Here is a 16,382-nt window from a genome sequence, read left to right on the forward strand (position 1 = left end):
CTCACCCTCCCGGCTCCGGGGAACCGCCTACGGGTTTTCCCATGAATTGCGTGGTCTGCAACGTTGAGGGCTTGTTCAGTGCCTTTTCCAGCAAAGCGTTCCACTCTTCACGCGATCGGTAGGACGGGAATGGCGATGGCTCCAGCGGCCGGAGGGAGTCCCAGACAATATCGAATTGACCGTCTTCCCGCACCTTGCCAACTCGAGCCATCTTCCATTCGTGACGCGTAACCGGATCAAGCGCCACGACCCCCTCCGGAGCAGGAAGGCTCTGACGCAATATCAATCTCTGTACCTTTGCCAGATTACCTGACCCCGCCTCGGAGGCAGCTTGAATCCACATGTGCACGTTGACGTAGGAGGTTTCTGTCGGACTGTCAATAACGGCGTTCTCCCCATAGCGATCGCAGAACCGCTGAACGAATGACTGATTTTCCGGTGAAGGAATGGTCTGGAAATAAGCGCGCGCAGCATAATGTCCGGTCATCGGTATCTTATCCTGGGCCGACAACACGACCTCGGTAACACTGAACGACAATACCGGAATGCTCTCCGCTGTGACTCCTCTCCTGTTCAGCGTTTGAAAAAAACTTGCATTGTCGGCCCCCGCGATGGTGCTCAGAATCAGATCGGGGTGTTGCTCCGCGATATCCGCTACGAGAGAGTCCATGTCCTGGAACCCCGGAGGCAGATAATGCTCTCCTGACACGATTGCGCCGTTTGCTGCCAGAAGATCCTTGATAAGGATATTCACGACTCGCGAAAAGATGTCATCCGATCCTGTCAGATAGACTCGCTTACCCCTTGTACCCAGGTGTTTTCGGTTGCCAAGGTTTTCCAGCGCCCAGTATACGGCAGGCATCACCAACTGATTTGGCACAGCACCTCCGTAGACGATATTGGGCGACTGTTCCATGCCCTCATACCGCAGCGCATAAAACAGCAAGTGATCGTGCCGTTCCACGATCGGTTTCACGAGGTTGCGACAGGTAGTAGTCCAGCAACCGAACAATGCCTCTACTCTCTCTTCGAGAATCAGGCGTTCGGCCTCGCGGGCGCAATGAGCCTCGTCCGACCTGCAATCCGCCACCACAGCTTCAATTTTATGACCGTGTATACCTCCTGTGGCATTGGCCTCCTCAATAGCCAACTGTATCGCATCGACCAGTGGTTTCTCGCTTGCGGCCATTGGACCCGAGAGGGAGTGCAATACGCCTATCCTGATGCCTGGCTTACTTCCGGCAAAGTATTGCCATACCGCCCCCACCATGACCGCGAGAACGATTAACAGAATCAGGGGAATACCCAGTTTATGGTTGCCCTTCAATGCCACCCTCTTCGATATGAGCGGAAAATACCGTGTCTGATCCCTCCCTTGCTATTTCCATCATAGACTTGATAGGAGAATAGCGAAACGCCTTCGGGGAAATTCCCCTGAACAAAAATCCCCTGTTTTCGACCTGACCCTCCTCCTATTCGACCTGTATACCTCTTCTCCGTTCGCCCTGAGCCCTTCACTCCCGTTCACCCTGAATTCTTCGCCAGGCTCAGGGCATGCTTGAGGAAGGGCTCTCAGGACAAACCGGAAGGGTCGAAGGGGTACCTGGAATAGTGGGCGTTGGAGGGCACGTTTTGAGCTGTCAGCACTCCATAAGGATTTTTATATGTGCTGCCACGCTTCGTCCGAGCGCAGCCAACGCATACCCGCCTTCCAGCACCGACACGATACGTTTCCCTGCATAAACGCGGGCAACCTCTTTGATTTTTTCAGTTACCCACGCATAATCGTCTTCCACCAGATTCAGAGAAGCAAGCTCATCATCGGCATGAGCATCGAAACCAGCGGAAACAAACAACATTTGCGGTTCGAATCTTTCCAGCGCCGGCAACCAGAATTCATCCACTGCTTTCCGAAATACCTTGCCGTTGCTCCCTGCCGGCAGCGGAATATTGACCATCCGCTCCGAGCGGCCTGCGATGCCGCTATAAGGATAAAACGGATGCTGGAATGTCGAGACCATCATGACGCGCGGATCGTGCTGAAAGATATCTTCCGTACCATTGCCGTGATGCACGTCGAAATCCACCACCGCGACCCGTTCCAGAGCATGTGTTTCAAGCGCGTGGGCAACCGCTACGGCAATATTGTTGAAGAGGCAGAAACCCATCGAGTGTTCGCGTTCGGCATGGTGGCCCGGAGGGCGAATACTGCAAAACGCATTTTCCACCACTCCTCCAATCACGAGATCAGTAGCGAGGACGGCTGCCCCCGCAGCCCGATAAGCCGCTCGCAGGCTATGGCGGTTCATGGCGGTATCCGGATCGAGGTACATGAAACCTCCCGAAACTGCACGGGAGGCTGCTGCTTGCAACCTTGCAATATGTTCCTGTGTATGCACACGCGCCAGTTGGCCGATAGTCACTAATGGCGCCGGATAATGTCTCAGCTTCTCCATCAGTCCTGAAGCAGATAGCTCGTCCTCGATCGCCTTCAGCCGTGCTGGACTTTCAGGATGATAAAAATCCATTTCGTGCAACAGGCAATCCGGATGGGAAATGAAGGCAGTATGGGAAGTGGGCGGCATGGGCTATCTCTCTTGATGTCGTCTCGTTGCCTTTCGTCTCGTTGCCTTCTCAGGATGTGTTTTCTGCAAATTGAACCCCTGTCCACTCCGTGCTAATCTCATAACTCAGGAATCCACCGCAGGTTGATAATTCCTTGATGAAACCGTCATCGCGCCCGCGGAGGACATTGTCCTGAAGACGCTGTCTAAAACAATAAGGCGTTCAATGTCTCTCTTTCGACAACTATGGTTAGCCGTTATCCTGGTGACCATCACAAGTTTTACCGGTAGCCTTTTTGTAAGTCTGCTTGGCACACGAAGCTATCTGGAGCAACAGCTTCACCGCAAAAACATCGATAGCGCGAATTCTCTCGCATATTCGATTTCCCAACTCCGCAAGGACCCTATCACCATCGGTCTTCAAATCGCTGCATTTTTTGATAGTGGCCAATACCAGGCAATTTCAATCACCTCCGCCGATGGCAAGCTGATCACAGAACGCGTGCAGAACAAGATAGAAACGACTGTTCCCGGATGGTTCACTCGTCTCTTTCCAATCAGTGCAACACCGGGTCAAGCCCAGGTATCGGACGCCTTACTGCATTTTGGCGTGATCAAGGTGGTCAGCCAGGCTCAGCTCGCGCATCAGGCGCTCTGGGAGCAGGCGAAAACCCTGATGCTCTGGTTTTTGGGTGCAGCGATCGTATGTGTGCTGATCGGGGCGATGATATTGCAGCGTATCCACAAACCGCTGGCGGAGATGGTCGAGCAGGCTGATGAGATCATGGAACGCCGCTTTCTCACTATTTCAGAACCCCGCATACCAGAACTGCGCAGCTTGGCGCGCGCCACCAATGACATGATCAGACGCCTGCATAACCGCGGCATCGAAGAAGCCAAGCGCCTGGAAGCTTTGCACAAGCAGATAAACTTCGACCCGGTCACAGGCTTGGCCCGACGGGAGTACTTCATGAACCAGCTTAGCCAGATTTTAATTAGCAGGGAAGAAGGCCATGAAATAGAACAGAAACCCTCGGCTGCCAGCGAAGTACAGGACACGACCCAGGATGAGGTCAGCGAGGGAGAATATCACCCTATGGGTGGACATGGTGAAGTTGTCCTGCACGAGGAAAAGACTTCCACTCCAACTGAAACTGTTGCAAACGCGACGACAGGACAGATACAAGGCCAGATACAAAGCACGCGAGGAATTTTTTTCCTCATACGCATCAATAATCTGGAAGAGATCAACCGCAAACTCGGCAGAGCTGGCGCAAACGAACTGCTTCATCGGGTCGGGTCACTGATTGGCGGCATCACCGAGGAATTCGAGGAGATCGCATCTTCTCCGCCGCTTGCTGCGCGCCTGAATGGCTCGGATTTCGCACTTCTCACTCCTGATGTCAGTAATGCGACCAAATTTGCCAGGCGATTGTCCGAGGAACTCGCAGCACTCCCGCTGCGTGACGGTGACAGGATCACCGATTTCTGCCATATCGGAGCCGTGCCCTATCAACGCGGCGATACGCTCAGCGAGCTTCTTTCCAGAGCAGACGCAGCACTGGCCACGGCGGAGCAGACCGGAGCAAACGCCTGGCATCTCGCGGCCCCGCCATCAGGACAGGCTTCTCCAGTCTCCCTCAATATCGCCGACTGGCGCCACATTTTCAGTGATGCTTTGACTGCCAACCGCTTCATGCTGGCTTTCTATCCTGTTGTCGACCCCACTGGCGCAGTCCTGCACCAGGAGGCCGTTGCACGCATGCAAGCTCAACCGGAAGGCGGCTGGCTGGATGCGTCCGACTTTATCAACATCGCCGCTCGCCTGAACATCACGGGTCCCATTGACGTAGCGGTATTGCGCCACGCACTGGAATTCCTGCAATCGAATACTGGCGAGGTCGCGGTTGATTTATCGATTGAAACAGTCGCAAACTATCGTTTCCGCAATAAACTTGACGCACTGCTGCGTCCGCATCCCGAACTGTGCCGGCGACTCTGGATCGAAGTGCCGGAGTATGGTGCTTTTCGCAAGTTCGAAGCCTTCTGCGATTTTTGCCACGTTTTCGGGCAGCTGGGTTGCCACCTTGGTATCAGGAATTTCGGGCGCCATCTCGACAGCATTGAAAGTCTCGCCAGGGCCGGGCTAAGCTATCTTAAAGTAACCGACAGTTTCATTCATCGCATTAACCAGAATAAAGCAAACCAGAAATTCCTGAAAAATCTGTGCGAGCAAGCTCACGCCTTGGGTATGAAAACGATCGCGCTGGGCGTCCAAAGTGAAGCCGAGCGAAAGGCATTGATAAAACTGGGTTTCGATGGCATGGCCGGCAGGGCCATAAAATAGCTTTTTGATTCAAAAGTGCGACGCTGTGAACGTAATCCTTTCCCCGGATGCAGCGTTATCCCTGCGGTCGCCGCAAACTTCAACGCTATCCGTTCACATACAAATATGCTATGCCTATAAATTCTGTATAAGGACATAGTTCAGGAATAAAACCAAAAAAAATAAAGGAGACACAATGGCTACCACGCACCAATGGAAATTTTTCCGGGCAGGCGGTTTTGATCAGGTACAAATTGATACCGGAGCCGACCTGCTGGCATTAAAAGACCTGGATCAGAAATTGTGGGTAGCGTTGAGCTGCCCTACACGCGGCATAGAATTTGACACGAAAACACTCGACCTGATCGACCATGACGATGACGGACGTGTGCACGCAAATGAGGTGCTCGCCGCGATCGCGTGGGCAGGCAAGCTGCTGAGGAATCCGGACCTGCTGATCAATGGCTCCGGCAGTGTTGCCCTGGCCGATATTGACAACAGCGCCGATGAGGGGCAGCAGGTGCTGGCATCGGCACAATACATCTTGAGCAGTCTCGGTAAGCCCGATGCACCTGAAATTTCTCTTGCCGATATGGCGGACATCGAGAAGTTTGTCGCAGGACTGGATTTCAACGGCGATGGGGTAATCACCGCGAGCCAGATTTCCGATGCAGCACTGCGCGCAACCGTGGAAGACATCATGAAGTGCCGTGGATCAGCAACCGACGTGAGCGGGAAGCCAGGCATCGATCAGGAAATCAGCGACGCGTTCTTTGCCGAAGTTGCGGGCTATTCCGCTTGGCAAGCCAGGGGCGAAAGTGACGACGGTATCCGGTTTCTGGGAAACAAAACGCAGGCAGCGGCAGAGGCCCTCTACGCGGTCAAAGAAAAAGTCGATGATTACTTCACGCGCTGCCGGCTGGCCGCCTATGACATACGCTCAGCCGTGCCCTTGAGCCGCTCTGCTGACGACTACAAAGGCATTGCCGCGCAAACATTGTCGGCAAAAAGCGAGGATATCGCCAGCTTTCCTCTGGCCACCGTGGAGCCGGAAAAACCTCTGCCATTAATGGCAGGAATCAATCCTGCCTGGCAGGAAGAAATCGATGCATTCCGCAGCCTGGTCGTCGTACCATCACTCGGCGAGAAAGAAAACTTATCGGCTTCGGAATGGAAAGCGCTATGCGACAGGTTTGCGGCATTCGAAGCCTGGCAGACAAACAAGCCTGCCTGCTCTGTCGAACCTCTTGGAGGCGAACGCTTGCGCGAAATTTCCACCGGCAGACACAAGGAGGAGATCGACAGGCTGATTAGCCAGGATAAAGCGGTAGAAGAGAAAGTAAAGGCAATCCATTCGGTGGAAAAACTGTTGCGCTACAACCGTGACCTGTTCAATCTGGTCAATAATTTCGTATCCTTCCGCAGCTTTTATACAGGCAGGGATAGAGCGCTCTTCCAGTTGGGGACACTGTATCTCGACGGACGAAGTTGTGATCTGTGCGTAACAGTGGACGACATTGCCAAGCATGCGGAGTTTGCCAGCATGAGCGGAATCTATCTGGCATATTGCGACTGTATACGTAAGGGTGGCACCGAGAAAATGAGTATCGCAGCCGCTTTTACCGCCGGCGATTCCGATTTCCTGATGGTCGGGCGGAACGGCATTTTCTATGATCGAAAAGGCCAGGATTGGGATGCCACGATCGTGCGAATCATCGACCACCCTATCAGCATTCGTCAAGCTTTCTGGTCCCCCTACAAAAAGCTGGTGAAATTCATCAATGAGCAACTGGAAAAAATGGCTAGCCGGAAAGCCGCCGAGGCAGATGAAAAACTGACCGCCGCGGCGGTTGGGATCGGTGTCCCCCCGCCCTCCGGCGGCACTCCTCCTCCACCCTCCGCGCAACCATTCGATGTAGGCAAATTCGCCGGGATATTTGCAGCGATAGGACTGGCTCTTGGCGCAATCGGAGGTGTCGTTGCTTCCATTGTCACGGGTATACTGGGACTTGAATTCTGGCAGATACCGCTTGCGATAATCGGCCTGATATTGCTGGTTTCCGGCCCCGCTATGCTGGTCGCATGGTTCAAGCTGAAAAAACGCAACCTCGGTCCGGTTCTGGACGCAAATGGATGGGCCATCAATGCGCGTGCACGCATCAATATTCCGTTTGGAACATCCCTTACCAGGCTCGCCCGCTTGCCGGAAGGGGCGCGCCGCTCTCTGGCGGATCCATACGAAGATAAAAAAACCGTGTGGCCATTCTATCTTTTGACCATCGGAATCCTCATTCTCTTGCTCATTATGTGGCAACTGGGTGTTTTTGGACCGCCGCCCATTCGGTAATCCGGCAATGAGGTTGAAAAATCGCATATCCGGCTACCTGTCCTGAATCTGCGCTTGTTTAAGGAGGATAAAAGCTTATGAACATCGATGAACTCAAGTCAGTGGCGGAGGCCATTGTTGCCAGGCAAAAAGGGATTCTGGCAGCGGATGAAAGCAACCCCACTATAAAAAAACGTTTTGCTCCGATCAACGTTGAATCCACCGAGGAAAACCGGCGCCGCTACCGGGAGCTACTTTTCACTGCCGAGGGCATCGAACGCTACATCAGCGGCGTCATCCTATATGATGAAACGATACGGCAGAGTTCGAAGCACGGGATACCGTTTCCACAGGTACTGTCGGAGCGGGGAATCATACCGGGCATCAAGGTGGATAAGGGTGCGAAGCCGCTGGCGCTGCAACCTGGGAACAAAATCACTGAAGGTTTGGACGGCTTGCGCGACCGGCTGGCGGAATACAAACAGTTGGGTGCAAAATTTGTCAAGTGGCGAGCAGTCATGGAAATCGATGAGCAATCCCTTCCTTCTGCCTATGCCATCCGGGCAAACTGTCACGCTCTGGCTCGCTATGCAGCCCTCTGCCAGGAAGCCGGCCTGGTGCCCATTGTGGAACCGGAAGTTCTGATGGATGGCGCGCACGATATCGGACGGTGCGAAAGCATCACCTCCGCCATGCTCGAAACTTTGTTCGGGGAACTCGACGCCCATGGCGTAGTGTTCGAGGGGACGCTGCTCAAGCCCAATATGGTCATTCCGGGAAAGAAATGCGCGCTCCAGGTCAGTTCTCAGCAAGTTGCGGAAGCAACGATCCGCTGCCTGCGCCGTTATGTCCCGGCGGCAGTACCGGGAGTCGTGTTTCTCTCGGGCGGTCAAAGTCCCGAGGAAGCGACCGATAACCTGAATGCCATTAACATCATGAGGGGAAACTGCCCCTGGCAACTCAGCTTTTCTTATGGCCGGGCGCTCCAGGAACCGGTTCTTGCCGCCTGGGAGGGAGAGGAAAAAAATGTGGCTGAAGCACAGCGCGCATTTTCCAAACGTTGCCAGTTAAATGGCCTGGCGCGGGAAGGACTTTATAACCGCTCGATGGAAGATAGCTGAACTTGCAGACACGGGTGTAAGCAATGGGCGTCTATGCATTAACAGCGGTAGGCGCAGGTGCGGCGCTGGGCGCCTGGTTACGCTGGTGGTTTGGGATGACATTAAACCCCCTGTTTCCGACCCTTCCCCTGGGTACTCTCGCCGCCAACCTGACCGGAGGTTATCTTATCGGCGTCGCAATCGAGTATTTTCATCACAACAGCTTTCTCCCGCCCGAGGCAAGGCTGTTTGTCATCACCGGCTTTCTCGGCGGATTGACAACCTTCTCCACCTTTTCAGCCGAAACCGTCACGCTGCTGTTGCGTGGACAATATGCCTGGACGTTTGTCATCATATTTTCACACCTTGCTGGCTCTCTCGTGATGACTATACTGGGAATAATGACCATCAAATGGCTGGCCCAGCATTAAAACGGGACTGTCCAAATCCGGGGAAAGAATGATACAGGGAATGAGAGGGGCAAACGGAGGAGGATATGCAAGGAGTCTTTCTCAAATTCTACGTAAGCGAATACCGCGAGCATAATGGCATACTGCTGTACGAGTGGCTGCTGGAGCGTGCAAAAAAAAGCGGCTTTAATGGCGGTACCGCAACCCGCGCCTTGGCTGGTTTCGGTCGCCATGGCGTATTGCACACGGAAACCTTTCTTGAACTGGCGCCGGACTTGCCCGTGGAAGTCAGTTTTGTTCTCAGTAAAGAAGAAGCCGAAAATTTCATGCATCTGCTGCAAGCGGAAAATATCGACCTTTTTTACGTCAATTTTCCGGTCGAGTTCGGTTTTTTGCCGGAATAATAGATTAGCTAAGCCCAAGCCTTTCGACAGGCTCAGGATAGGCCTGCGGAAGAGTCGAACCTAACAACTCCCAGCCATGGATGGGAGTTGCATCAGTAATGATAGCGACAGGAAATAATTGCGATGTTGCTATCTGACACTTCGTAAACCAATCTATTTGCCTCATCAATCCGCCTGGACCAGAAGCCAGATAGATTTTCCCGTAACGGTTCAGGTTTTCCGATCCCTTCAAACGGGGTACGTTGCGCGGATTTGATCAATTCATTGATCCGCTTTAAGGTCTTTCTATCCTGATACTGCCAGAAAATATAGTCTTCCCATGCGTCATCAGTGAAGGTTATATTCCTCACTGGGCTGCATTCCCATTTTCTTCTGGTTCGACCAAAGCTCTGGACTGAGCTTGACCAGCCCGCAACTGGGCGATTGAGTGTGCCAGGCGAGCAGCATTTGCTGGCGAACTCAGCAAATGTACCGTTTCTATCAAACTGTTGTAATGATCCAAGGACATTACTACCGCATCAGGCGCATCGCGGCGGGAAATGACCGTCACATCCGCATCTGCGACAACCTGGTCAATGATATCTTTCAAGTTGTTTCGGGCCTCGGAAAAATTTACGATTCGCATTTCTAATGCTCCTCATTGCGATTTCATGCAGCCGCGCTCTAAAATTAGAACCGCACAAGATGGCCGGTAAAATTGATGATTGCAAACTTGTACAATAAACTGAACAAGTGTAGCAATGTAAAAGGGTGAATACAACTAGGCTCAGGACTCATTAATTGAGATAGAAGATGACGGTAGGGGCGATACAGATGGCGGAGAAGAAGGTGTGGGCGCAACGGTCATAACGCATGGCGATGCGTCGCCAGTCCTTGAGCCTGGCGAACATATTTTCTACCTTGTGGCGTTGCTTGTAGAGTTCCCTGTCGTATTCGATCTGGGTTTTACGGTTCTTCTTCGGGGGAATGCAGGGCGTAATACCCTTTTCTCTGAGGGCTGCCCTGAACCAGTCAGCATCATAGCCGCGATCCCCCAGCAACTCTTTTGCCTTGGGTAGAACAGGCAACAACAGGGCCGCACCCTTGTAATCGCTCATCTGCCCTTCGGAGAGCAGCAGGACAACAGGCTTGCCCATGCTGTCGCACACGGCATGGAGTTTTGAATTCAAGCCGCCCTTGGTGCGACCGATACGGCGGGGAACATCCCCTTTTTTAAAAGGCTGGCTGCCGTGCGGTGCGCCTTCAGATGTGTGGCGTCAATCATTAGCCGATCGGGCGTTTCCTCTTTGCCAGCCAGTTCCGCAAAAATGCGGTTGAATATACCCATCTTGCTCCAGCGCATGAAGCGATTGTAGAGCGTCTTGTGCGGGCCGTAGCTTTTGGGAGCGTCCTTCCATTGCAGGCCGTTCTTTATCACGTAAATAATCCCGCTGAGCACCCGCAAATCATCCACACGCGCCACCCCATGGGACAAGGGAAAATAAGGCTTTATGCGGTTGAATTGTTTCTCTGACAGCATAAAAAGATCACTCATGGCAACTCCTCCTGACATAAGTGAATCACATCCGCTCACTTCCGTGAATCCCAAAATCAATAGGTCCTGAGCCTAGGCTGCATTCCGGCTCATAGCCTGGAATGACGAAGGCCATAGTATTTTTTCGCAGGATAAATGAATGGGATTAGGAGAGGCAATCCTGCTCTGAGAATGATCTAATCGGCCCAGTGCCGGAATCAGCATGACAAGTAGGCTGGATTACGTTATACCAATCCAACTGTCGCCTATTTCCCCCGTACCTTCCCGTCCAGCATTGCAGTAAAAAAGGAACAAACCAATGTGCTGCTATCGCCGTTATCCGGCACCTTTCCTCCCTTCCACACCAATCCAATCACCAGCGCAACAATTATGATTTTTATACGCACAGCGGACGTCTCAAAAGGAATGATAAAGTTGTCCAAAAAAAGCCCGACGCAGGAGGCCTGCTGCCGGGCGCGGTGGCGTTTGCTTCTACTACTCATTATATGTACATGACTTTTACTTCTACCTCGTTTACTGCTACTGGAGAAGCTGTCTGTTTCCGATCCACCCTTGCTTCCCCGGTTTGCATATTACCAGCTTGAACAGCTTTGCCTATTGGACCAAGGTACAACTCGGGGATATGGCAACGTTTGTATCTTCGGGCGGCAACGTTTCCAGTCAAGGCGGATGAAGGCTAGCATACGTCCTTTATCACTGGTTTCCAGGCCCAGGCATCGATAGCTAGATGGCTGCACACATTCAGCATTTACGGGCATTTGTGCTATACATAATTGCAACTGCCGACTCCCGCAACTCGCTATGGCGCGGTCTTGAAACCGGCCAACCGCCGTTTGCCCCGCCAACTGAAAGGCTCATCACATGGCGGAACAACAGGATGAGAAGCCAAAACTGCCACTCACTGGAATCTTTGCACTACTGGCGATGGTCAGCAGTTTTCTCATCTACCAGGAAATCTCACTCCAGACCTCCCGGCCCATCAGCAAGGGGATCAGTTCCCATGTTTTCATGGAAGAGGGAATTGTCCAGTCACGGCTCTGGCAGGACCCATTCGAGGCGGTAGAAGCATATCGGCTGAGCGAACCGAAAATATCCGGGACGATGTGCGAAGAAGCGGATCCATATCACCTGGACAAACTTGTCGAAGTTCTCGCAAATTCCGGCGTTTCCTCCCAGCTCCAGGTCCTGCCGGTGTTCGTCGATGGAAGCCCCTACTCCAGTGGCGCTGAGACCAGGCTCAATGATCGTTATGCTGTAGTTTCTGCCTTTGGCGCCGCAGAGTACGTGCCGGAGTCGGGGGAATATATCCGTTTTTTTACGTGGAATCGCACATGTGAGAAAAAATCGAACGGGCAGCGAGAGGTTGCGGCAACCAAATCTGTGCTGATCCCTGCCGAGCTATTCATTCCCAGGGAAAAACTTCCGGAAAATAAACCACATGTGCTTGTTCTATGGCTTAAGGCGCAGGACTTCGGCCGCAATCCGTTCATCTCCTTGAGCGAGTTGATGACACACCTCGACAGCAAATTCGGTAAATATCGAATAAATCTGACATATGACGTTCTAGGTCCCAGATTCTCCACCGGCCTGCGCGCAATGGTGCAGGAGGTAAAAGACAAGTTAGGCGAGGAGGCAAGGCAATCCAGCGGGGAATGTCCTTCCTCCCATCCACCACTCGATGCATTGAGGAACGTTCAGTTTTATTCACCCTGGGCAACGGCGGAAGATACGTTTCTGCTTGATGATTCACCCTACCCAGATAAAAGCAAGGCGGAAAAAGAAGCGGCGGAAGCCATCGACAAGCTCTGCGGTTGCCCCGGCAGAACACTCACCGGCAATGGCGGTGACGGACGAACGGAAACCGCGGAGAATCCGCTGATTGTGGAACGCCTGTTTTCGTGCGCGGGTATTAAAAACTTTCGCAGGACGATTGGCACAGACGCAGCACTGGCCGAGCACCTGGTTCAGGAACTGAGCCGCCGCCAGCTCAGGTTGAAGAATTGTTCAGGAAGCAAATTCGGGAAAGATACAAAAGAATCCTGCGAATTCAAGGTGGCCCTGATTTCTGAATGGGATACCCTATATGGACGAGCCCTCCCACGCACCTTTGTGGCAGTAGCGTCAAGTGAAACCGGCTCTGGCAGGTCCGGCCCTGAGCTGGAGGCGGAATTGAATAAGCTGCGTAGAGACGAATGGCCAGAATGGGTGTCGCACCACTCGTATCTTGCAGGGCTTGACGGCGAACTGCCGGCAACGCAAAGCAGCAAAACGGAAGACAGGAGCAGCGATAAAGATACCGAGGGTGTTCTGGCCAAGGGCAAGGCATGGTACGAAGGAAGATCAGCGCCGACCAAGGGAAATGCGAGCCAAAGACCTGAGGGCCGCAGCCAGATCGATTATCTCGTCAGACTGGCGGCGGCGCTGAAACAGGAGGAAGTGAAGGATGGAAAATTCAAGGCAATTGGTGTGCTGGGAAGTGATGTCTATGACAAGCTTCTGATTCTTCAAGCGCTTCGCCAGCAGTTTCCAAGCGCCATATTTTTCACGACCGACCTCAATGCCAGGCTCGCCTATCCTGCCCAGTGGGAATTTACCCACAATCTTGTCATCGCCTCACACTTCGGGCTGGAGCTGCAACCCGGGCTGCAAATACCCATTCCCCCGTTTCGGGATAGCTACCAGACATCCCTGTTCTATGCAGCTTTGATGGCACTCGGACATCTCACCCCTGTTCATGCAGATGAAACGAACTGCCCCGATTGCGTCAGGCTGAAAACAGAAGAGAATAAAGGGAACAGGGATAGCAAGCCGGATAATTTTTTTGCAAATACCGGAACGAGGTTGTACGAGATCGGAAGGACCGGAGCTTTCGATATCAGTATCGATCCTCGCCTGGAGTCGCCACATTATCCAAGCATCCATCCGACTCGTCCCGATCTGGACGCCTATTTCGACACGCAACGAAATCTCAGGTGGATGGCGGAAGCATTCGCCGCAATCATCATTCTCGTTCTGGGCATCATACTGATCAGTACCAGGGTAGCCGATTTTTTTCACAACCTTGCCATGACCAAATTGTTCTGGGCAGGTTTGATTGTTGCGGTCGGTGCGTGCTACGGTCTGGTCAAATGGGTACCCTGGAAGACGCTTGATGTCGCAGGCGAGCCTTTCGTGTTCACCGAAGGGATCAGCGCATGGCCAACAGCGGCGATCCGCCTGCTTGCACTGCTCATGAGCCTGCTCTTTTTATGGTATTCCTGGCGGAAGATGAAAAATAACGAAAATGTTCTGACGCACGAATTGGATCTCGAAGATAAAGGTACAAGTTTTACCGATACTTCCCTATGTGATCCCGAAAAAGACGCCAGTCACAAGAGGCTTCCGTTCAGAATCTTTTCCCACGCTATTCGCCATATCCTGGGGCTGCATGTCTGGCGTCCACAAAGCACTGACGAGATCGACGCTGTTCGCCTCTGGCGAGAATATATTTCCCTCGGCACCCTGAAAAATTTCGCAATCCGTGGCCTGCCGCAACTGGTTGTCGCATTAAGCTTTGCATGGCTGACGATGATGCTGTTCGGCTTTCCAAATACGCCATGCCGGGGTTCCGGCTGTTTCCTGATAAGCAATAGCCTCATCATCATGAGCGGCACGGCGATGATGATACTGATATTTTATGTGGTGGATGCCACAAGGTTGTGCCGGCGCTGGGTCAATTGCATTGCCACGAATAAAATCCATTGGCCTGCCGGCACGCTCGGGAGAATAGCCGGCAAAAGCGGCATCAATAAGGAGAACCTGGATGAATGGCTGGGCATCGAACTGATTGCCGAGCGCACGACTGTCATCGGCAATTTCATCTATTTCCCATTTATCATCATTGTTCTGCTAATCATCGGACGCCATGGTTATATCGATAACTGGGGATTTCCCGCCTCACTGGTCATTATCTTCTCCCTCAATGCGATACTCGTTGTCGGGAATGCACTGGCGTTGCGAAGATCGGCCGAAAAAGCCCGGCACGAGGCCATCAGGCGTCTGGAGAGCAGGCTGATCCAGCTATCCGGCCAGACACCGGAAGAAATAAAGCAGAGGCAGCAGATCGAATGGGCAACTCACACGATCAAAAATAACAAAAGAGGGGCCTTCCTCCCCTTCACCCAGCACCCGATATTCGGGGCGGCGATCGCATTGCCGTCCGGCGGCTACGGACTTCTACTCCTGCTGGAATATTTTGCGACCGGGCAGTAATGGCCCCCGAGAGTGGGAGGAATGAGATGAGATTCCATGGCAGCATTAACCGGAACTGCCGGGAAAATAGAATCCACTTTCGCAGGAACAAAATGGGATGAATAACAGAAAACTCTTGCTTATCCTCGCCCTTCTTCTGCTCACGCCGCCAGTTCATGGTCAGGAGGCTGTTCCACCACCCAGCATTGGCCAGAGCCAAAGCATGAATGCCAATGCCAATCCAAAAGCGCAGGCTCAGCCTCAACTACAGTCTCAGCCCCAGCCACAGCGCCGGTTCCTGACTCAGACCCAGGCTCAACCGGCAAGGAGGCAAGAGGAGCTTCCGCCCAATCCCGTTCCTGTAAAGTTCGAGGGCATTGTCGTTCAGGCCGACCCGCTGGCGGTGAAATCGGTTTACGGGGATGTGCAGACATTTATTCCGTCGCGCCAGGAAGCGCCGGCTGAGCTCAGGGCTGACTGGCCCAATCCAGGCGACCTGGTTTTACTTACCTACGTCCCACGTGCGAGAGGCCATGCGCTCATCGATATCGAGATAGTGGGTAAAACCATTGTCGGCACAATCAAGGAAATCGGGGAGGATGACTCCTGGATCGTTGTACGCACGCAACTGCCGGAGAAGCGGGAGTACGAGGTGAACATACCGCTCCAGACAGGCGTCGATTTCAAGCCTCTGGTGTCCGCCATGCGACAGGGCGATGGAATCAGGGCCACGTACGTACGCGAAGGTGGCATAAACTCATCCGACGAAACTGCTCAGGTTAGAATCAATCACGTCAGATCGCTCGAGTGGCAGAGTGAGCCCGTCGGGCGCGCTGCTCGCTGGGCATCGCTACTCATTGCGATCTTTGTGCTTTTCATCCTTGCGTACATTTTCACCCGCGGACACCCCACTCACCTTTACCTCGGGCGTGATAACCGCTACAGCAGCTCCATGTTCCAGACCTTCCTCTGGTTCTGGCTGGTCATCAGCGCCTATATCGCCATCGTATCTCACAGAATTACAGCGGCAGGCTGGAGCTATGTAGGCGGCGTGGATATTCCGCCACACCTGCTCATTCTTTCCGGGATCAGCGTCCTGACATTTGCCGGAGCAAAAGCGATTACAACGGGCAAAGTGGATGAAAAACCTGACCTGAAACGTCCTGCCTCCAAACCAAGGGCGATTGACCTCATCTGCGACGACAACAATAAGCCGGATCTCGGGGATTTCCAGATGGTGGCGATCACCATCCTCACGGTAATCATTTATGCCATATCCGCAGTCGAATTCATGGAGAACATCGAATTCCGCCGGGTGGTTACCATGCCGGATGTCGATGCCACCCTGCTGTCAATATTCGGCTTGGGCCAGGCAGCCTATCTCGGCAAGAAAGCGGCCGGCGAACAGTAGTTTGATAGCTCTAATACGTCCTGCGCGGATTGCTTTTACGCTACACGGTGCTGCATCGCGGCCCTTCCTTTCCATGA

Annotated in this window: 12 protein-coding genes; 7 read left to right on the top strand and 5 right to left on the bottom strand. The window is 53.1% G+C overall.

Translation table 11 applies throughout. The features are described from left to right. Nucleotide 1 precedes the first annotated feature (1 nt). Both ACZ5BW_RS08135 and ACZ5BW_RS08140 read right to left on the bottom strand, forming a co-directional pair. Nucleotides 2–1,327: an ABC transporter substrate-binding protein gene (locus tag ACZ5BW_RS08135; protein ID WP_464538771.1), complete on the bottom strand. Its 1,326-nt coding sequence runs from the start codon at nucleotides 1,325–1,327 to the stop codon at nucleotides 2–4. Nucleotides 1,328–1,640: 313 nt separating this feature from the next. Further along, nucleotides 1,641–2,585, bottom strand: coding sequence for a histone deacetylase family protein (locus ACZ5BW_RS08140; RefSeq protein ID WP_464538773.1), 945 nt, complete (start codon nucleotides 2,583–2,585; stop codon nucleotides 1,641–1,643). Nucleotides 2,586–2,790: 205 nt separating this feature from the next. On the opposite strand from ACZ5BW_RS08140, the gene ACZ5BW_RS08145 reads away from it, so the two are divergent. The 5 genes from ACZ5BW_RS08145 (at nucleotide 2,791) to ACZ5BW_RS08165 (ending at nucleotide 9,130) form a co-directional block, all read left to right on the top strand. After that, a complete protein-coding gene (locus ACZ5BW_RS08145; RefSeq protein WP_464538775.1) occupies nucleotides 2,791–4,911 on the top strand; it encodes a bifunctional diguanylate cyclase/phosphodiesterase in 2,121 nt (706 codons plus the stop codon). Between the two features lie 175 nt (nucleotides 4,912–5,086). Then, nucleotides 5,087–7,237 (top strand): hypothetical protein, encoded by a 2,151-nt coding sequence (locus ACZ5BW_RS08150; protein WP_464538777.1) that lies wholly within the window; start codon nucleotides 5,087–5,089, stop codon nucleotides 7,235–7,237. A 77-nt stretch (nucleotides 7,238–7,314) separates the two neighbouring features. Then, nucleotides 7,315–8,337 (top strand): class I fructose-bisphosphate aldolase, encoded by a 1,023-nt coding sequence (locus ACZ5BW_RS08155; protein ID WP_464538779.1) that lies wholly within the window; start codon nucleotides 7,315–7,317, stop codon nucleotides 8,335–8,337. A gap of 23 nt (nucleotides 8,338–8,360) precedes the next feature. Further along, on the top strand, nucleotides 8,361–8,747 hold the full coding sequence (crcB, locus tag ACZ5BW_RS08160) for a fluoride efflux transporter CrcB (protein ID WP_464538781.1): 387 nt from the start codon (nucleotides 8,361–8,363) through the stop codon (nucleotides 8,745–8,747). 65 nt (nucleotides 8,748–8,812) lie between these two features. Beyond that, complete coding sequence (locus tag ACZ5BW_RS08165; protein WP_464538783.1) at nucleotides 8,813–9,130, top strand: DUF190 domain-containing protein; 318 nt, start codon at nucleotides 8,813–8,815, stop codon at nucleotides 9,128–9,130. A gap of 92 nt (nucleotides 9,131–9,222) precedes the next feature. Here the strand turns inward: ACZ5BW_RS08165 and ACZ5BW_RS08170 are convergent, their stop codons facing one another. The 3 genes from ACZ5BW_RS08170 to ACZ5BW_RS08180 all read right to left on the bottom strand — a co-directional run bounded on the left by ACZ5BW_RS08170 (nucleotide 9,223) and on the right by ACZ5BW_RS08180 (nucleotide 10,664). Further along, nucleotides 9,223–9,480, bottom strand: a complete 258-nt coding sequence (locus ACZ5BW_RS08170; protein ID WP_464538785.1) for a Txe/YoeB family addiction module toxin — start codon at nucleotides 9,478–9,480, stop codon at nucleotides 9,223–9,225. Then, complete coding sequence (locus ACZ5BW_RS08175; protein WP_464574125.1) at nucleotides 9,477–9,719, bottom strand: type II toxin-antitoxin system Phd/YefM family antitoxin; 243 nt, start codon at nucleotides 9,717–9,719, stop codon at nucleotides 9,477–9,479. The genes ACZ5BW_RS08170 and ACZ5BW_RS08175 overlap by 4 nt, the downstream gene beginning before the upstream one ends. A gap of 187 nt (nucleotides 9,720–9,906) precedes the next feature. Further along, nucleotides 9,907–10,664, bottom strand: a protein-coding gene (locus tag ACZ5BW_RS08180) for an IS5 family transposase (protein ID WP_464538789.1) whose coding sequence is annotated in 2 segments (ribosomal slippage) — nucleotides 9,907–10,331 and nucleotides 10,331–10,664 — 759 coding nt in all. Because the reading frame shifts where the segments join, the coding sequence is not laid out codon by codon here. 861 nt (nucleotides 10,665–11,525) lie between these two features. Between ACZ5BW_RS08180 and ACZ5BW_RS08185 the strand changes: the two genes are divergently transcribed. Continuing rightward, the gene (locus ACZ5BW_RS08185) at nucleotides 11,526–14,915 is read left to right on the top strand and encodes a hypothetical protein (RefSeq protein ID WP_464538791.1); all 3,390 of its coding nucleotides are present in this window, start codon (nucleotides 11,526–11,528) and stop codon (nucleotides 14,913–14,915) included. Nucleotides 14,916–15,012: 97 nt separating this feature from the next. Further along, complete coding sequence (locus ACZ5BW_RS08190) at nucleotides 15,013–16,305, top strand: hypothetical protein (RefSeq protein WP_464538793.1); 1,293 nt, start codon at nucleotides 15,013–15,015, stop codon at nucleotides 16,303–16,305. Nucleotides 16,306–16,382 lie beyond the last annotated feature (77 nt).

The sequence above is a fragment of the Nitrosospira sp. TNL300 genome (assembly GCF_055385915.1).